We start from the raw sequence: 17,533 nt of genomic DNA, 5'->3' as shown, positions 1-17,533 counted from the left end.
GCTGACGAACGGGTGCTCGACCGGCAGGTCGCCCCGGTACAGGTCGGCTGCGTGATGCAGGCCGGGCGCGGCGAGCCACGGGTCGCGCGGTGTCGTCCACGGGTCGCTCAGCCCGCCGTCCAGCCACGGCGCGCTGAGCAGCACGGTCGGGCGGAGGCCTTCCGCCGCGAGCAGCCGAGCCACGGCGAGCGCCATCCCACCGCCGGCGGAGTCGCCGAGCAGCGCGACCTTCCCCGCCTGCGCGAGCGCCCTCGTGACCGCGGCGACGTGCGGCACCGTCTCCGCAGCGGTTCCCTCGGGGGCGAGCCGGTAGAGCGGCGCGACCACGGTGCGCCCGCTCGCGGCGGCGATCGTGCGCCACAGCGCCCAGTGCTGCGGCGCGGGCCCGAACACGGTCCCGCCGCCGTGCAGCGCCACGACGGACCCGCTCGCCCGCGGCGGGACGAGGCGCACGACGGGCCAGCCGCCGTCCTCCGTCACCGCGACCGCGACGCCGGGCGAGGGCTTCGGCGGGCTCGCGGGCCAGGAGGCGCGACGCCGGATCGCGGCGTCCAGCGCCTCCGCCGACCGCCAGGTCCTGCCGGCCCCCCTGATCGCGAGGAACGCCCTGACCGCCTCGTGCTGCACGCTCATCGGTGCCGACCCTCCTGCGATGGAGCTCCCCGCCGCGATGGGTAGCGTTGCATCCCGTGCGGATCGCCACCTGGAACGTCAACTCGGTCCGGGCGAGGGTCGGGCGCGTCACCGACTGGTTGCAGCGCGCGGACATCGACGTGCTCGCGATGCAGGAGATCAAGTGCCGCGACGCCCAGTTCCCGCACGCGGCCTTCGAGGAGGCGGGCTACGAGGTCGTGACCCACGGCCTGTCCCAGTGGAACGGCGTCGCGTTCGCGAGCCGGATCGGCCTCGACGAGGTGCAGAACGACTTCCCCGGCATGCCCGGGTTCGGCAAGCCGCTGCCCGACGGCGCCCTGCCGCTGGAGGCGCGGGCCATGGCGGTCACGGTCGGTGAGGGCGTCAGGCTCTGGAGCCTCTACGTGCCGAACGGGCGGGACCTCGACAACGCCCACTACCCCTACAAGCTCGAATGGCTCCGGGCGCTGGCCGACGTCGCAGAGGGCTGGCTCGCGGACCACGAGGGCGAGCCGCTGGCGATGATGGGCGACTGGAACATCGCGCCGCTCGACGCCGACGTCTGGGACACCGCGGTGTTCGAGGGAGCCACCCACGTCTCGCCACCCGAGCGGGCCGCGTTCCGGCGGTTCGAGCAGCTCGGCCTCGCCGACGTCGTGCGCCCGCTGGTGCCGACCGGGTACACGTACTGGGACTACAAGCAGCTGCGCTTCCCGCGCAACGAGGGCATGCGCATCGACTTCGTGCTCGGGTCCCCCGCGTTCCAAGAGCTCGTCATCGGCGCCTCGATCGAGCGGAACGAGCGGAAGGGCGACGCCCCCAGCGACCACGTGCCGGTGGTGGTGGAGCTCGATTCGGACTCCCCGCTCGACGACGACCGCCCCATGATCTTCTAGGCGTCCATGGATCGGCGATACCGCGTCATGACGGTCTGCACCGGCAACATCTGCCGCTCCCCGATCGCCGAGGTGGTGCTGCGGGACCGCTTCGCGTCAGCGGGACTCGGCGACCGCGTCGTTGTGGACTCCGGCGGGATCTCCTCCGAAGAGCTCGGCAACCCGGTCGATCCGCGCGCCGCGCGGGTGCTGCAGGAGGCGGGATACGCCCTGCCGACAGGGACCGCCCACCAGGTGACGGGCGGCGACATCGGCGCGCGCGACCTGCTGCTGCCGATGACCGCGCAGCACGCACGCCGTCTCCGCGCGCAGGCACCGACCGAGGCCGACGCCGAGAAGGTCCGGCTGTACCGCTCGTTCGACCCGGCCGCGGCGCACCTGACCGGGTCCGCGCTCGACGTCGAGGACCCGTGGTACGGCGACCACGAGGAATTCGTGGCGACGCTCGAGCAGGTGGAGGCGGCAGCCGACGCGATCGTCGCCCACGTCCGAGCGGAACTCGACTGAGTCCGTCGTGCAGGAGAGCTCAGCGGGCTTCGCGGGCCAGGTCGCTGAGGCGGTCGAACGCCGGTCCGGAGGTCGGGACATCGACCTGGAAGACCTCCTTCACCGCCTGCAGCCAGCCGTGCACGAAGTAGGTCCAGCCGTCCTCCACCTGCACGTCGCGGTCGACGGTCTGGCGGTGCGCGGTGTCGAGGAACTTCAGGTCGCCCCGGTAGTTGAGGTCCCAGGCGATGGATCCCTGCGGCAGCAGCGCGTCCTCACCGATCGGCGACCCCGGCAGATCCTTACCGAGGCCCGTCGCATTGATGACGATCGAGCCGGCGGGCTGCGAGGCGAGCACCGCGTCCGTCTCGTCGGTGGAGGCGACGCGCACGAGCTCGAGCGGCACATCCGGCCCCACCTGGCGGGCGATGGAGGCGAGGTGGTCGAGGCGGGCGCCGTCCGTGTCCGTCACGACGAGCCGGCCGGGGCGCTCGATCCCGCGCTCCTCCCGGACCAGGCACCAGGTGAGCGCGGTCCCCGCGCCGCCGGCCCCGAGCACGACGGCGTTCGCGCCGGACGCCCAGTACCCCGCCGGCGCGATCGCGTCGAGCGCGAGGGCGCCGGCGACCGGGTCCTTGGCGAACCCGTGCAGCCCGTCGGGGCCCTTGGTGATGCAGCTGACCTCGCCCATCAGGGTCGCCAGCGGGCGGAGCTTCGCGAACAGGTCGCGAGCGGCGGTTCCCACGGAGATCTTGTGCGTCGTGATCTGCATGCCGACGCCGAGCTCGTCGTCGCGCAGGAACTCGACGATCCGCCTGGCGTCTTCGCGCGGTGCGCCGACCGGCATGTCGATCCCGCGGAGGACCGCGTCATCCAGTCCGAGCTCGTGCGCCCAGCGCGGGAACACGCGCTGGATGGACGACTCGCCCGTGGAGACGCCGAGGAAGTAGAGGGTGGGCCGACCTGCGGGCACGAGGGTGTCCGCCGTCAGCACCGGCAGGACGCCTGCGGTGTCGATCGCGGTCATACGAAGACCTCCCTGGGACGGCTGCGTGCCGACGCGTCAGCGTAGGTGAAGCCGATGACCTGTCGGTGTCTTCCCAGGCCGCGGGGGTCGCCCGGTACTCACGGTACGAGCAGCAGGGACACGCCGAGCAGCACCGGCACGGCGGCGACCGTGGTGATCAGGCCGGCGTCCCGAGCGATCACCACCCCCGTCCCGTACCGGGAGGCGAAGTTCAGCACGTTCTGGGCCGTCGGCAACCCCGCCAGCACGACGGAGGCGTGCAGCTGCTCCGGCGGCATCCTGAACACGAGGGCGCCCACCACCCAGGCGAGCACCGGCATGCCGACCGCCTTCAGGGCGGAGGCGAGCAGCACGTCCGCCCGGTCGCCTCCCGCGGCGAGCGGGCGGGCGCCGACCAGCGACAGCCCGAACGCCGTGAGCATCAGCGGCACGGACGCACCCCCGAGCAGCTTCACCGGCTGGAGCACGAGCGGCGGGACGGTGAACCCGGTCACGGCGACGACGGTGCCGAGCACGGAGGCGATGATCAGCGGGTTCTTCAGCGACGTCAGCACCGTGCCGACCACGGTCCTCCGCCCTTCGTGCGTGGCCGCGTCCAGCAGCACGAGCGCAGTCGGTGCCAGGACGATGAGCTGCAGCAGGATGATCGGCGCCGTGTAGGCGGCGTTCCCCAGCAGGTAGACGGCGACCGGCAGCCCGATGTTGTTGCCGTTCACGTAACCGGACGTGAGCGCGCCGATCGTGAGCGGCCCGAGCGAGCGGTGCCACACGAGCCGGGCGACGAGCACGTAGACCAGCGCGACACCGACCGCCGAGATCGCTGCGACCGCGAGGATCGGCGAGAACAGCACCGCGGTGTCCGCGGTCGCGATCACCGTGAAGAGCAGCGCCGGCGCCGCTACGAAGAACACGTAGCGGTTCAGGACCTGACGGGCGTTCGGGCCGAGCAGATCCAGTCGGCCGAGCAGGAAGCCCACGGCGATGACGACGCCGATGACCGCGAATCCCTCCAGCACCCCGGCCACAGGCCCATCCTTCCGGGCCGACGGCATCCCTGTTCACGGAGCCGAACCCGCCGTCGCTGGGCGCGGGCCCTCCTCGGTGTGTCGGCAGGTCCTGCCGACCGCCCGACGACTGCGACCGCGACGCTGCTCAGGCGGAGGTGAAGGTGAGGCAGTCCGCCGGGTCGCCGGCCTTGCCGCCCACCTGCACCGACGCCGCGCCGCACTCGAGCCCGGCGTTGTGCGAGCAGTCCGTGCGGTGGCAGGCGCCGACCACGCCGGTGCGCTCGATCCCGGCGCGGAAGGAGATCTGGACGAACGTGCCGCATGCCGCGTGCGCGCCACCGATCGTGATCGCTCCGGCGTGACAGCCGGCGTCGTGGTTGTAGGAGCAGCCCGTCGCCGAGCAGTCGTGCACCGAGGGAAGCTGCGAGATCGTCATGGCAGGAGTGTGCGCCCGCCTCCCTCCGTCCGCCAGCAAGCGCAGGCTCCCCTTATCGGGGCCGCAGGCGCGCCGTTCCGGGCCTCCCCGGATCCGCGTGACCACCACTGGGGGTGCGGGAACCGCCACGTGGAGGGGGACGGCGAGGATGGAACGGTGAGACTGCACGATCCCGACCGCCGCACGTTCGCCTCCGACAACTACGCGGGGGTGCTGCCGGAGGTGCTGGCGGCGCTCGCCGACGCCAACGGCGGCCACCAGGTCTCCTACGGGGAGGACGAGTACACGGGTCGGCTCCGCGACGTGATCCGCACCGAGTTCGGTGCGCGAGCCGAGGTCTTCCCCGTCTTCAACGGAACCGGCGCGAACGTCACGGCGCTGACGGCGATGGTGCCGCGGTGGGGTGCGATCATCGCGACGGGGTCGGCGCACATCCACACCGACGAGGGCGGCGCACCCGAGCGGGTCAGCGGCCTCAAGCTGCTCGTCGTCCCCGCGGAGCAGGGGAAGCTGACCACCGCTGCGGCCGAGACGGAGGCGTGGGGCTGGGGGAACGAGCACCGCCCGCAGCCGCTCGCGCTGTCGATCACGCAGTCGACCGAGCTCGGCACCGTCTACTGCCCCGCCGAGGTGCAGGCAATCGCCGACTTCGCCCACGACCGCGGGATGGCCGTGCACATGGACGGGGCACGCCTCTGGAACGCCGCCGCGGCGCTCGAGCTGCCGTTCTCGGCGTTCACCACCGACGTCGGGGTCGACGTCGTCAGCCTCGGGGGCACGAAGAACGGCCTGCTCGGCGCAGAGGCGATCGTCGTGCTGGACCCCGCGCGCGTCGACGGACTGCACTTCCTGCGCAAACTGAACATGCAGCTCGCGAGCAAGATGCGGTTCGCGAGCGCGCAGCTCCTCGCGCTGTTCGATGACGGCCTCGGCCTGCGGACCGCCGCGCACGCGAACGCGATGGCCGCCCGCCTCCGCGCAGGACTCGAGGGCGTGGAGGGGATCGCGTTCAGCCACGCGACGGAGGCGAACGCCGTCTTCGCCGAGCTCGACCTCGATGCCGCCGACCGGGTCCGCGAGCGGTACCGCTTCTACGACTGGGACCGCGCCGCGAACCAGGTGCGCTGGATGTGCGCGTTCGACACGACCGAGGCGGACGTCGACGACTTCGTGGCGACCGTGCAAGCAGCGCTGGCCGGCTAGGAGGTGGTGTGCACGGATCAGGGGATTCGGCGGCGCTCCGCGCCCCGAATCCCCTGATCCGTGCACACCACCCGCGCGGCGCCCTCCTCGAACGCGAGGTCGGGGCGAGCATGACCGGGTGATGGGTGTCAACCACGCGACCAGCGGCGCGGCCGTCTGGTTCGCGGCGACCGCTGCGCTGCCGTCGTTCGGCACGCACGCCTACCCGCTGCACGCCGCGGGGGTGCTGTCCGGCGCCGTCGTATGCGCCGGTGCCGCGCTGCTGCCGGACGCCGACCACCACAGCGGCACGATCTCCCACTCCATCCCGGTCGTCGGCAAGCTCGTCGCCCGATCCATCGCGGATGCGAGCGGCGGGCACCGCCACGGGTTCCACACGATCCTCGCCGGCGCCCTGGTGACACTGCTCGCCGTGCTCGTGGGCCGCTTCACGATCGGCGTGCCCGTGCTCGGCACCATCCCGATCGGCCCGGCGGTCGCGACCATCGGCCTGATCGCCTTCGCCGTGAAGGCGCGCGAGCTCGTCGGGTCCTGGGCGGCCGCATGGGGCATCGGGATCGTCTCCGCGGCCGCGGTCGTGGTGTTCGCCCCCGACAACCCGACCTGGTTCCCGATCGCGGTCGGGCTCGGCTTCCTCACCCACATCGCCGGCGACCTGCTGACCGTCGAGGGCGTGCCCTCGCCGACCTGGCCCGTGCAGGTCACGCCACCGAAGGCGTGGGCCCGCACGCCCGGGCTCAGAGCGATCTGGAAGCGGAACGGCTACATCTCGGTGCCGCTGCTGGGTCACGCGGGAAGCTGGCGTGAGACCCTCCTGGGCGCCGGTCTCGGCCTCTACTGCGTCTACGCGGTGGTGATCGTCGTCGCCCGTGCGGCGCACGTCTCCCTCACCGCGCTCGGCTGAGATTCGCCTTCGGATCCAGTCGCCCGACGGACGCCTGGGTGCGGATTCCGCATCCACGGCGCCGATCGGCGGCGCCTTCCGACAGCGACGGTGCTCCGTACACTGGCGGGATGAGCAGGATCGAGCGGGACGTGGTCGTCATCGGTGCGGGCGCGTGCGGGCTGACCGCGGCGACCCGGCTGAAGGCAGCGGGAGCGTCGGTGGTCGTCCTGGAGGCACGCGCACGGGTCGGTGGGCGCCTCCAGACGGACGAGTCCTCCGGCGCGCTGCTCGAGCTCGGCGGCCAGTGGGTCTCCCCCGACCAGACAGCGCTCACGGAGACGCTCGCCGAGCTCGGGCTCGAGACCTTCCAGCGCTACCGGGACGGGGACAGCGTCTACGTCGGGCCCGACCATCGTGCGACCCGGTTCACCGGTGAGATCTTCCCGACCTCCGCGGGCACGCAGGCGGAGATCGAGCGGATGATCGGCGTGCTCGACGGCCTCACCGCAGAGATCGATCCCGACGAACCGTGGGCGCACCCGCGCGCACGGGAGCTCGACGGGATCACCTGGCGGGCGTTCCTCGAGCAGCTCTCCGATGACGACGAGGCGCGGGCGAACGTCGCGATGTTCACGGCCGAGGCGATGCTGACGAAGCCGTCGCACGCGTTCTCCGCGCTGCAGTCGCTGCTGATGGCGGCCTCCGCCGGTAGCTTCTCGAACCTCGTCGACGCCGACTTCATCCTCGACCGCCGCGTCGTGGGCGGCCTGCAGCAGGTACCGATCCTGCTCGCGGAGGCGCTCGGCGACGACGTGCTGCTGTCGCGTCCCGTGCGGCGGGTCATCTGGGGCGACGACGGCGTGACGGTGGAGGCGGACGGTGACCTGACCGTTTCCGCTCGCCGGATCGTGCTCGCGGTGCCGCCGAACCTGTACGACCGCATCGACTACGTGCCGACGCTCCCCCTCCGCCGCCACGTGCTGCACCAGCACCTGTCGCTCGGTCTCGTGATCAAGATCCATGCGGTCTACGACGAGCCGTTCTGGCGCGCCGACGGCCTGTCCGGCACCGCGTTCAGTCCGTTCCTGCCCGTGCACGAGGCGTACGACAACTCCAACCACGGTGATCCGCGCGGCGTGCTGGTGGGCTTCGCCTCCGACGCCCGCGCCGACCGGCTGCTCGCGCTCGAGCCGGAGGAGCGGAGGGCCGCGATCCTCGACAACCTGGCGCAGTACTACGGCGAGGCCGCGAAGCACCCGACGATCTACGTCGAGAGCGACTGGGGCAGCGAGGAGTGGACGCGCGGGGCGTACGCGGCGAGCTTCGACATGGGCGGACTCGAGCGGTTCGGCGCGGACGCGCGGAAGCCGGTCGGCCCGATCCACTGGGCGTGCAGCGACATCGCCGGCGCGGGGTACCAGCACGTCGACGGCGCGATCCGGATGGGCCGCTGGGTCGCCGCCGCCGTCCTCACGGCGCTCGCCCCGACCCCCGCCTGACCCTCCGTCTTCCCCGCCGGTCGAGGAGCGACGAAGGAGCGTCTCGAGACCACCCGCGCGAAACGGAGGGTCAGAGGAACCGGTGCATCACGTGGAGGCCGACGAGGCCGTGCGCGCGGCTGTCGAACGCCTCCGGCACCGTGCCGACGATCCGGAAGCCGAGCGACTGCCAGAGCGCGACGGCCGCCGTGTTCGTCTCGACGACCGCGGTGAACTGCACCGCGCGGAAGCCGGCCTCCCTCGACCACGCGAGCATGTGCTCGCCGAGCGCCCGGCCGATGCCCCGCCCGCGCGCGGCGCCGTCGACCATGAAGCTCGCCGTGCCGACGTGGGAGCCGCGGCCGCCCCGGTTCGGCCCCATCGTCGCGGACCCGAGCACGCGGCTGCCCTCCTCCGCGACGACGACGTGCTGCTGACCCAGCCACAGGGCCTTCGCCTCGTCAGAGGAGAGCCCCTGCGGGTAGGTGTAGGTCTCGCCGTCCTCGACGATCGCGGAGAAGAACGGGAAGATCGACGCCCAGTCGGCGTCCGTCGCGGGCCGGATGAGCACGCTCCACGGTAGCGAGCCGCAGATACCCTGATCGCGCCCATGCCGCAGCAGCAGCCCGACCCGCTCGTGTTCGGCGTCCTCAACGTGACGCCGGACTCGTTCAGCGACGGCGGGCGCTACCTCGACCCGGACGCGGCGATCGGTCACGGTCAGGCGCTCGTGCACGCCGGTGCCGACGTGGTCGACGTGGGCGGTGAGTCCACGCGGCCCGGTGCCGTGCCGGTGCATCCGGAGGAGGAGGCGCGCCGGGTCGTGCCCGTCGTGCGCGCGCTCGTCGCGGACGGGATCCGGGTGAGCATCGACACCAGGAGGGCCTCCGTCGCGGCGGCCGCGCTCGACGCCGGTGCGACGATCGTGAACGACGTCGACGGCGGCCTCGATCCCGCGCTGCTGCGCATCACGGCGGCATCCGGTGCGGACCTCGTCCTGATGCACTCCAGAGGTCCCTCCGCCGCGGACGGCGGCTACCGGGACGTCGTGGCCGAGGTCGCGGCCGACCTCCGGCGGCGCGTCGACGCCGCGATCGCCGCCGGCGTCGGGCCGGACCGGCTCGTCACCGATCCGGGCATCGGGTTCAGCAAGAGCGCCGATGAGAACTGGCAGCTGCTCGCCTCGCTCGACGCGTTGGCGGTGGACGGCCTGCGGATGCTCGTCGGCGTCTCGCGGAAGCGGTTCCTGGGCGAGCTGGTCGACGGCGACCCGGAGGCGCGGGACGGTGTCACCGCGGTGCTGTCCGCGCTGCTCGCGGAGCGCGGCGTGTGGGCGGTCCGGGTGCACGACCCGGCCGGCACCCGCGCCGCGATCGAGGTCGCCCGACGTATGCGGGTAGCGGTATGAGCAGCCGCGACCGCATCCTGCTCTCCGGCGTCCGCGCGGTCGGCCGGCACGGGGTGCTGCCGGAGGAGCGGGCGAACGGTCAGGAGTTCGTCGTCGACCTCGAGCTCTGGCTCGATCTGGGGGTCGCGGCGGCGACCGATCGCGTCGCCGCGTCCGTGCACTACGGCGAGCTCGCCGAGCAGGTCGCCGCGGCGATCTCGGGCGACCCGGTCGACCTCATCGAGACCCTCGCGCAGCGGATCGCCGACGTCGCGCTCGGGAACGACCTCGTCGACCGTGTCATCGTCACGGTGCACAAGCCGACCGCGCCGATCGCGGTGCCGTTCACCGATGTCGCGGTCCGCATCGACCGGGCTCGGTCGACGCCGTCGGAGCACGTCGTCATCGCACTCGGCACCAACCTCGGGGACCGGGACACGACGCTCGACGACGCGATCACGGCGCTGGGGCGGCTTCCCGGACTGCTGATCGACGCGGTCTCGCCCGTGCACGAGACCGTCGCCGTCACCGAGCACGGCCCCGACCCCTCCCGGCCGCGTTACGGCAACCGGGTCGCGGTCGGTCGCACCGATCTGGAGCCGAGGGATCTGCTGACCGCGCTCCTCCGGATCGAGCGGGCGTTCGGCCGCGTCCGGGCGGAGCGCTGGGGCGACCGAACGCTCGATCTCGACCTCGTCGTGCAGGGCGACCGCAGGATCGACGAGCCGGGCCTGGTCCTGCCGCACCCGCGCGCCCACGAGCGCGCGTTCGTGCTGCTGCCCTGGCTGGAGGCCGAGCCCGACGCGGTGCTGCCGGGCCGCGGCAGGGTGCGGCACCTCGTCGCAGCCCTGCCGACGTCGTGACCCCGGACATCGAGCGGGCCCGGCGCGCGGTCGCCGAATACCTCCACGCCTACGGCCTCGATCCCGCCGACCCGACGCTCGAGCGCACCCCTGACCGCGTCGCGCGGCTGGGCGGCGAGCTCTTCGCCGGGGTCGGCGTCGACCCCGTACCCGCCCTCGAGGCGTCCTCGGTCGCGGGGGTCGGCGCCCGAGGGCCGGTCGCCTTCCGCGATGTGCCGTTCCGGTCGACGTGCGAGCACCACCTCCTGAAGTTCGCCGGAACGATGTCGCTCGTCTACCTCCCCGGCGCGAAGGTGGCGGGACTCGGCGCGATCGTCTCGCTGATCGAGACGGTCGCCGCGCGTCCCCAGGTGCAGGAGCGCCTCACGGACGAGATCGCGTTCGCGCTCGAGAACGCGCTCGGCGCCCGAGGGGTGCTGGTGAGCGCGAGCGCCGAGCACGACTGCGTCGCGATGCGCGGGCCACGGATCCGCGGTGCGACCGTCGCGACGCTCGCCGCCCGCGGCACGTACGCGCACGAACCGGCGGCGGCGGAGGCGCGGGCGCTCGTCGGTCTCGGCTGACCGGCTCGCGGAGGGCCCGGCGCGGCCCGGGGAATAGTGCCGACGTGGTCGACGCTGCATCCGTGGGCCCGACGGCGTGCCGCGAACGTCCGCACCCTGCAGGAGGCACCATGCCCACCGTCGCCACCGGCCGCCGCGCCATCACCGAGGCACCGATCGAGGAGATCCTCTCGATGCGCTGGTCGCCGCGCTCCTTCGACCCGGCAGCCGTCGTCACCGACGAGCAGGTCACGTCGCTGCTCGAGGCCGCGCGCTGGGCGGCCTCCGCCTCCAACGTGCAGGCCCGCCGATTCGTGGTCGGCAAGCGCGGTACCGACACCTTCGATCGCATCGAGCGCCATCTGATGGGCTTCAATCGCCTCTGGGCGCCGAACGCGTCCCTGCTGGTCCTCGCGATCGCCGTGACGGCACCGGAGGGGGACGAGCCCGCGGGCGCCTACCGCTGGGCCGAGTACGACCTCGGGCAGTCGATGGCGAACCTCGCCAGCCAGGCCCACGCGCTCGGGCTGCATGCGCACCCGATGGGCGGTATCGAGGTCGACGACCTGCGCCGCGAGTTCGCTCTGCCCGAGCGCTTCGTGCCGATCACCGTCACCGCCGTCGGCACCGTCGGCTCGCCCGACCTGCTGCCCGAGAAGTACCGCCTCCGCGAGACCGCCGAGCGCACCCGCCTCCCGCTGGACGAGCTGGTGCTCGCCCGCGACTGATCGCGGCAACCCTCCCTCAGCCGCGGAGCGCCTCCGGAGTCAGGGCTCGGAGCAGCCGCGGCGTGAGCTCGGTCGGCTCGATCTCGTCCGGCCAGGGGTCGACTTCCGCGTTCCAGGAGGCGCGGACGACGAAGGAGGCGGTCACCTCCGGCTCGCCACCGCCGTGGCCGCCGCCGCCGACGTGGCCGTGATCCGTCGTCACCGCGACGAGCCAGCGCTCCCCCGCCTGGGCGCGGTGGTCGACGACCGCCAGCATGCGGCCGAGATGCGCGTCGGTCCTCCTGACGGCCTCCGCGTACTGCGCGCTCACCGCGCCGTGGACGTGGCCGGCCTCGTCGACCCCCGAGCAGTAGACGAAGGACACATCCGGTCCCGCGGCGAACAACCCGGCGACCGCGAAGTCCGCGATCTCCGCGTCGGTGGTGCGGTAGCCGTACGTCTCGCCGTCGCGCACGATCACGCGATGCCGCTCAGCCCTGCGCTGCTCCTCCCTCGTGTGGATGACCGGCCCGACACCCGCCGGGTCGACGAGAGGAGGCCACGCCGCTGCGGCGAACGTCGTCCGGGTGGGGTCGGCGTAGTAGGCGAGGCTGAGCAGGTCCGGGATCCCCGCGAGGCGGCTGCCGACGAACGTGTTGTCGACGACGCCGTGCTCCGCGTGCGATGCGCCGGTCAGGAGCGTCGCCCAGCCGGGCCCCGAGATCGTCGGCACCGGCATCGTCATCCGGGTCGTCGTCCCACGCGCCATCAGACCACGGAGGTGCGGAGCCCGGTCCTCGGTCGCGAGGTCGAGCCGGAGCCCGTCGATGCCCACCAGCAGCAGATGCAGTCGTTCCACCGCACCTGCCTAACGACAGCAGGTGGACGGGAGGTGTTCACGGATCAGGGGATCCGGCGCGCTCCGCGCGGCCGGATCCCCTGATCCGTGAACGCCGGCCTACGCGACCGGGACCTCGAAGCGGACGACCGAGAGGGTGTCGGCGTGGGGGTCGACGGCCACCCGGACGGTGTCGCCGTCGCGGATGTCGCCGGCGAGCAGCGCGCGGGCGAGGCGGTCGTCGATCTCCCGCTGCATCAGGCGGCGGAGGGGGCGGGCGCCGTAGAGCGGGTCGAAGCCGCGCTCGGCGAGCCAGCCCCGCGCCTCCGGGGTCACGGCCAGCTGCAGCCGGCGATCGGCGAGGCGACGGCCGAGGCGGTCGATGTACAGCTCGACGATCTGACCGAGGTCCTCCTCCGTCAGCGACTGGAACACCACGATGTCGTCGAGCCGGTTGACGAACTCGGGCTTGAACGCCTGCCGCACGAGGGCCTGGACCGTCTCCTCCTTCTGCTCGGCCGACGTCGACGGGTCCGTCAGGTACTGGCTGCCGAGGTTCGACGTCAGGATGAGGATCGTGTTGCGGAAATCGACCGTGCGGCCCTGCCCGTCGGTGAGGCGGCCGTCGTCGAGCACCTGCAGCAGGATGTCGAACACCTCGGGGTGCGCCTTCTCGACCTCGTCGAGCAGCACGACGGAGTAGGGACGGCGCCGCACCGCCTCCGTCAGCTGGCCGCCCTGCTCGTACCCGACGTAGCCGGGAGGCGCACCGACCAGGCGGGACACGGCGAACTTCTCGCCGTACTCGCTCATGTCGATGCGGACCATCGCGCGCTCGTCGTCGAACAGGAACTCCGCGAGAGCGCGCGCGAGCTCGGTCTTGCCGACGCCGGTCGGGCCGAGGAACAGGAACGAGCCCGTGGGCCGGCTGCCGTCCGCGATCCCCGCGCGGGTGCGCCGCACCGCGTCGGACACCGCACGGACCGCGGCCTTCTGGCCGATCAGCCGCTTGCCGAGCTCGCTCTCGAGGCGCAGCAGCTTCTGGGTCTCGCCCTGCAGCAGACGCCCCATCGGGATGCCGGTCCACTGGGCGACCACCGCCGCGATGTCCTCGTCCGTCACCTGGTCGTTGACCATCCGGGGCTCGTCGGTGTGCTCCTCCGCCTGCTCGGCATCGGCGAGCTCGCGCTCGATCACCGGGATCTCGCCGTACAGGAGGCGGGACGCCTCCTCCAGGTTCCCCTCGCGCTGCGCCCGCTCCGCGCGCATCCGCAGTGCGTCGACCTTCTCCTTCAGGTTCCCGACCCGGTTGAGGTCGGCGCGCTCCCGCTCCCACCGCTCCTGCAGATCCCGCAGCGTCGACTCGCGGCGGGAGAGATCGGCGCGCAGCTTCACGAGCCGATCGCGGGAGGCGTCGTCCTTCTCGCGCTTCAGCGCCAGCTCCTCCAGCTTCAACCGGTCGACGGACCGCCGCAGCTCGTCGATCTCGACGGGCGCGGAGTCGATCTCCATCCGGAGGCGGCTCGCGGCCTCGTCGATGAGGTCGATCGCCTTGTCGGGCAGCTGACGGGAGGTGATGTACCGGTTGGAGAGGGCGGCCGCGGCGACGAGGGCAGAGTCGGCGATCGCCACCTTGTGGTGCGCCTCGTACCGCTCCTTCAGCCCACGGAGGATCGCCACGGAGTCGTCCACCGACGGCTCGCCGACGAAGACCTGCTGGAAACGCCGCTCGAGGGCGGCGTCCTTCTCGATGTACTCGCGGTACTCGTTCAGCGTCGTCGCACCGATCATCCGCAGCTCGCCGCGGGCCAGCATCGGCTTCAGCATGTTCGCCGCCGCGACGCTGCCCTCGCCGCCGCCCGCGCCCATCAGGGTGTGCAGCTCGTCGATGAAGGTGATGATGCGGCCGTCGGAGTCGTCGATCTCCTTGAGCACGGCCTTCAGGCGCTCCTCGAACTCGCCCCGGTACTTCGCCCCCGCCACCAGGGCGGCGAGGTCGAGCGACACGAGCTGCTTGTTCTTCAGGGAGTCGGCGACGTCGCCGGCGACGATCCGCTGCGCGAGACCCTCCACCACTGCGGTCTTGCCGACGCCGGGCTCGCCGATCAGCACCGGGTTGTTCTTGGTCCGCCGGGTGAGCACCTGGCTGACCCGGCGGATCTCGGAATCGCGTCCGATGACCGGATCGAGCTTCCCCGCCTTCGCGATCTCGGTGAGGTCGATGCCGTACAGCTCGAGGGCGCTCTTCGAATTCTCCTGAGGAGCGGCGGCGCCGCGCATGTTGGCCATGGGTTACTCCTCGTCGGGGTCGATGGCGACCGGGCGCCAGACCATCAGCTCGGTCCGCCGGGCTGCGCGGGTGCCGTGCCGCAAGGGGACCACGTCGCCCTGGGTGGAGGAGGCGAACACCCGCGCGCCGGGGCGGGACAGCAGCTCGTTCGCCAGCGCCGTCTCGAGCTGACGGACCCGGGTGCGCAGCGCGACCACCTCGTTCTCCAGCTCGAGCACCCGCTTGATGCCCTGCAGCGAGACCCCCTCGCTCGAGAGGCGCTGCACCTCCCGCAACTGGGCGACCTCGCGCAGGGAGTAGCGCCGGGACTTGCCGCTGGTCCTCCGAGGCACGACCAGGCCGAGCCGGTCGTACTGGCGCAGGGTCTGCGGGTGCATCCCGGCCAGCTGCGCCGCCGAGGCGATGGGGATGATCGGGTCGTCCGCCTCCATCAGCGCTGCCCATCGTGTTCACGGATCAGGGGATTCGGCAGCGCGAAGCGCCCCGAATCTCCTGATCCGTGAACACGCGCTCTGGTCACGCGCGGGCCTTGGCCAGCAGGTCGTCGCGGGGGTTCTCGTCGCCGGACGCGGTGACGAAGGCGTCGAGCGCCTCCTTCTGCGCGTCGGAGAGGTGGTTCGGCACGGCGACCTCGACCTTGGCCAGCAGGTCGCCCGTGCCCTTCGCCGTGCCGACACCGCGGCCTTTCAGCCGCAGCACGCGCCCGCTGGAGGTGCCGGCAGGCACCTTCATCCGCACGGGCTCGCCACCGAGGGTCGGTACCTCGATCGTCGCGCCGAGCGCGGCCTCCGCGAACGTCACCGGGACGTTCACGCGGAGGTTGAGGCCGTCCCGCTCGAAGACCGGGTGCTTGTCGACCTGGACCGTGAGGACCAGGTCGCCCGCCTCGCCGCCGTCCGAGCTCGGTTCGCCCTTGCCGCGCAGCTTGAGCTTCTGACCGTCGACCACGCCGGCGGGAATCCGCACGGTGATCGGCTTGCCGTTGCCGCCGGAGAGGGTGACGGTGTCGCCCTTCGTCGCTGTGACGAAGTCGATGCTCGTCGTCGCGGTGACGTCCCTGCCCGGCGTGGGTCCGCCGTAGCCGCGGAAGCCGCCGGTCGACTGCCCGAACCCGCCGCCGTTCCCGGGTGTCCCGTTCGCGAAGAGCCCCCCGAGGAGGTCCTCGAACCCCCCGCCTCCCCCACCACGGGTCGGGGTGCGGGTTCTGGCACCCTGGCCGAACAGGTTGCCGAACACGTCCTCGAAGCCGCCGCCCTGACCGCCCTGACCGCCCGCGGTGAAGCGGGCGCCGGACCCCATCGCGCGGATCTGGTCGTACTCCTTCCGCTGCTCCTCGTCGGACAGCACGCTGTACGCCTCGGAGATCTCCTTGAAGCGGGACTCCGCGGCCTGATCGCCGGGGTTGGAGTCGGGGTGGTACTGCCGCGCGAGCCGTCGGTACGCCTTCTTCAGGTCGGCCTGCGAGACGGACTTGTCCACGCCGAGGACCGTGTAGAAGTCCTTCTCGAACCAGTCCTGACTCGCCATGGCTCAGCTCCCGGAGGGAGTGTCGACGACGACCTTCGCGACGCGGAGCACGGTGTCGCCGATCCGGTAGCCGCGCTCCACGACGTCGGACACGGTCGGGCGGGTCACGTCCGGGCTCTCCCGCTGGAAGATCGCGTCGTGCTGGTGCGGGTCGAACGGCTCGCCCTGCTCCGCGTACGCCGTGATGCCGAGCTTCGCCACCGCGCCGCGCAGCTTCTGCGCGATCGCGGTCATCGGCCCGCCCTCGGCGAGGTCGCCGTGCGCCTCCGCCCGGTCCAGATCGTCGAGCACCGGCAGGATCGCACGCGCCGCATCCCCGGTCGCACGGTCGCGGATCGCATCGCGCTCCCGCTCGGTGCGGCGGCGGTAGTTCGCGTACTCGGCAGTCACGCGACGGAGGTCGGCGAGGTGCTCACCGTCCTGATCGGCAATGCCGGGAGGCGCGGGCGTGCCGTCGGGCAGGTCGCCCTGGCCGTTCAGGAACGCCTCATCGGCATCCGAGAGCGACGTCTCGACATCGGGGCCTTCTGCGGCCAGGAAGCTGTCGTCCCCTTCCGGGACGCCCTCGTCGGGCGCCCCGGAAAGGTTCTTGTCCTCGCCCGTCATCGCTTGGGCTCGTCGTCGTCCACGACCTCGGCGTCCACCACGTCCTCGTCGTCGGAGGACGACGAGGCGGGCTGCTCGCCGGCCGGCGCCGACTCCTCCGCCTGCGAGTTGGCGTAGATCGCCTGGCCGAGCTTGGTCTGGCTCTCGCTGAGCTTCGCGAACGCGGCCTTCACCGCGTCGTCGTCGTCGCCGGCGAGCGCACTCTTCAGCGCGTCGACGTCAGCCTGCACCTCGTCCTTGACGTCGGCGGGCAGCTTGTCGTCGTTCTCCTTGATCAGCTTCTCGATCGAGTAGGCGAGCTGCTCACCGGAGTTGCGCTCCTCAGCCGCCTCACGACGGCGCTTGTCGTCGGCGGCGTGCTCCTCGGCCTCGCGGATCATGCGCTCGATGTCGTCCTTCGGGAGGCTCGAGCCCCCCGTGATCGTCATCGACTGCTCCTTGCCGGTGCCCTTGTCCTTCGCGGACACGTGCACGATGCCGTTCGCGTCGATGTCGAACGTGACCTCGACTTGCGGCATGCCGCGCGGCGCCGGCGCGATGCCGGTCAGCTCGAAGGTGCCGAGGTTCTTGTTGTCCCGCGTGAACTCGCGCTCGCCCTGGAACACCTGGATGGCGACGGACGGCTGGTTGTCGTCGGCCGTGGTGAACGTCTCGCTGCGCTTGGTCGGGATGGCCGTGTTGCGCTCGATGAGCTTGGTCATGATCCCGCCCTTGGTCTCGA

General features: G+C 72.2%; 20 protein-coding genes. 9 read left to right on the top strand and 11 right to left on the bottom strand.

Translation table 11 applies throughout. The features are described 5' to 3' along the window. On the bottom strand, nucleotides 1–633 hold a 633-nt coding region (locus tag ACFE67_RS08435; RefSeq protein ID WP_375406427.1), incomplete at its 3' end, for an alpha/beta hydrolase fold domain-containing protein. A 56-nt stretch (nucleotides 634–689) separates the two neighbouring features. On the opposite strand from ACFE67_RS08435, the gene ACFE67_RS08430 reads away from it, so the two are divergent. After that, a complete protein-coding gene (locus tag ACFE67_RS08430) occupies nucleotides 690–1,529 on the top strand; it encodes an exodeoxyribonuclease III (RefSeq protein WP_375406426.1) in 840 nt (279 codons plus the stop codon). Between the two features lie 6 nt (nucleotides 1,530–1,535). Continuing rightward, entirely contained in the window at nucleotides 1,536–2,036 is a 501-nt protein-coding gene (locus ACFE67_RS08425; RefSeq protein WP_375406425.1) for a low molecular weight protein-tyrosine-phosphatase, read from the top strand. 19 nt (nucleotides 2,037–2,055) lie between these two features. Here ACFE67_RS08425 and ACFE67_RS08420 read toward each other — a convergent pair whose 3' ends face one another. From ACFE67_RS08420 to ACFE67_RS08410, 3 genes are all read right to left on the bottom strand, one after another. Then, a complete protein-coding gene (locus ACFE67_RS08420; protein ID WP_375406424.1) occupies nucleotides 2,056–3,042 on the bottom strand; it encodes a shikimate dehydrogenase family protein in 987 nt (328 codons plus the stop codon). Nucleotides 3,043–3,140: 98 nt separating this feature from the next. Next, nucleotides 3,141–4,067: an AEC family transporter gene (locus ACFE67_RS08415; RefSeq protein ID WP_375406423.1), complete on the bottom strand. Its 927-nt coding sequence runs from the start codon at nucleotides 4,065–4,067 to the stop codon at nucleotides 3,141–3,143. 127 nt (nucleotides 4,068–4,194) lie between these two features. Further along, entirely contained in the window at nucleotides 4,195–4,485 is a 291-nt protein-coding gene (locus tag ACFE67_RS08410; RefSeq protein ID WP_375406422.1) for a DUF1540 domain-containing protein, read from the bottom strand. Between the two features lie 156 nt (nucleotides 4,486–4,641). Here ACFE67_RS08410 and ACFE67_RS08405 point away from each other — a divergent pair, with 156 nt between their 5' ends. From ACFE67_RS08405 to ACFE67_RS08395, 3 genes are all read left to right on the top strand, one after another. Continuing rightward, a complete protein-coding gene (locus ACFE67_RS08405) occupies nucleotides 4,642–5,688 on the top strand; it encodes a threonine aldolase family protein (protein WP_375406421.1) in 1,047 nt (348 codons plus the stop codon). A gap of 121 nt (nucleotides 5,689–5,809) precedes the next feature. Beyond that, nucleotides 5,810–6,592 (top strand): metal-dependent hydrolase, encoded by a 783-nt coding sequence (locus tag ACFE67_RS08400; protein WP_375406428.1) that lies wholly within the window; start codon nucleotides 5,810–5,812, stop codon nucleotides 6,590–6,592. Between the two features lie 110 nt (nucleotides 6,593–6,702). After that, nucleotides 6,703–8,073 (top strand): flavin monoamine oxidase family protein, encoded by a 1,371-nt coding sequence (locus tag ACFE67_RS08395; RefSeq protein ID WP_375406420.1) that lies wholly within the window; start codon nucleotides 6,703–6,705, stop codon nucleotides 8,071–8,073. 70 nt (nucleotides 8,074–8,143) lie between these two features. On the opposite strand, the gene ACFE67_RS08390 is transcribed toward ACFE67_RS08395, so the two are convergent. After that, complete coding sequence (locus ACFE67_RS08390; RefSeq protein ID WP_375406419.1) at nucleotides 8,144–8,623, bottom strand: GNAT family N-acetyltransferase; 480 nt, start codon at nucleotides 8,621–8,623, stop codon at nucleotides 8,144–8,146. A gap of 39 nt (nucleotides 8,624–8,662) precedes the next feature. Between ACFE67_RS08390 and folP the strand changes: the two genes are divergently transcribed. From folP to ACFE67_RS08370, 4 genes are all read left to right on the top strand, one after another. Then, nucleotides 8,663–9,460 (top strand): dihydropteroate synthase, encoded by a 798-nt coding sequence (gene folP, locus ACFE67_RS08385; protein ID WP_375406418.1) that lies wholly within the window; start codon nucleotides 8,663–8,665, stop codon nucleotides 9,458–9,460. Next, nucleotides 9,457–10,302 carry a 2-amino-4-hydroxy-6-hydroxymethyldihydropteridine diphosphokinase gene (gene folK / locus ACFE67_RS08380; protein WP_375406417.1) on the top strand — a complete coding sequence of 282 codons (846 nt, stop codon included), beginning with the start codon at nucleotides 9,457–9,459 and terminating at the stop codon, nucleotides 10,300–10,302. Before folP ends, folK begins: the two co-directional genes overlap by 4 nt. Next, nucleotides 10,299–10,865: a GTP cyclohydrolase I gene (gene folE, locus ACFE67_RS08375; protein WP_375406416.1), complete on the top strand. Its 567-nt coding sequence runs from the start codon at nucleotides 10,299–10,301 to the stop codon at nucleotides 10,863–10,865. The genes folK and folE overlap by 4 nt, the downstream gene beginning before the upstream one ends. Before the next feature lie 110 nt (nucleotides 10,866–10,975). Beyond that, nucleotides 10,976–11,572, top strand: coding sequence for a nitroreductase family protein (locus tag ACFE67_RS08370; protein ID WP_375406415.1), 597 nt, complete (start codon nucleotides 10,976–10,978; stop codon nucleotides 11,570–11,572). 16 nt (nucleotides 11,573–11,588) lie between these two features. Here ACFE67_RS08370 and ACFE67_RS08365 read toward each other — a convergent pair whose 3' ends face one another. From ACFE67_RS08365 to ACFE67_RS08340, 6 genes are all read right to left on the bottom strand, one after another. Beyond that, nucleotides 11,589–12,410, bottom strand: coding sequence for an alkaline phosphatase family protein (locus ACFE67_RS08365; protein WP_375406414.1), 822 nt, complete (start codon nucleotides 12,408–12,410; stop codon nucleotides 11,589–11,591). A gap of 99 nt (nucleotides 12,411–12,509) precedes the next feature. Continuing rightward, nucleotides 12,510–14,678: an ATP-dependent Clp protease ATP-binding subunit gene (locus ACFE67_RS08360; RefSeq protein ID WP_375406413.1), complete on the bottom strand. Its 2,169-nt coding sequence runs from the start codon at nucleotides 14,676–14,678 to the stop codon at nucleotides 12,510–12,512. A 3-nt stretch (nucleotides 14,679–14,681) separates the two neighbouring features. After that, entirely contained in the window at nucleotides 14,682–15,110 is a 429-nt protein-coding gene (locus ACFE67_RS08355) for a heat shock protein transcriptional repressor HspR (RefSeq protein ID WP_375406412.1), read from the bottom strand. Between the two features lie 85 nt (nucleotides 15,111–15,195). Next, nucleotides 15,196–16,206 (bottom strand): DnaJ C-terminal domain-containing protein, encoded by a 1,011-nt coding sequence (locus ACFE67_RS08350; protein ID WP_375406411.1) that lies wholly within the window; start codon nucleotides 16,204–16,206, stop codon nucleotides 15,196–15,198. A 3-nt stretch (nucleotides 16,207–16,209) separates the two neighbouring features. Further along, nucleotides 16,210–16,812: a nucleotide exchange factor GrpE gene (locus ACFE67_RS08345; protein ID WP_375406410.1), complete on the bottom strand. Its 603-nt coding sequence runs from the start codon at nucleotides 16,810–16,812 to the stop codon at nucleotides 16,210–16,212. Then, a partial coding sequence (locus tag ACFE67_RS08340; RefSeq protein WP_375406409.1) for an Hsp70 family protein occupies nucleotides 16,809–17,533 on the bottom strand: 725 nt, incomplete at its 5' end. The genes ACFE67_RS08345 and ACFE67_RS08340, both read right to left, overlap by 4 nt.

This window comes from uncultured Amnibacterium sp., from assembly GCF_964244015.1.
GTDB lineage: Bacteria > Actinomycetota > Actinomycetes > Actinomycetales > Microbacteriaceae > Amnibacterium.
The sequence above is the reverse complement of the archived record's forward strand: the minus strand, read 5'-3'. Positions and strand labels throughout refer to the sequence as shown.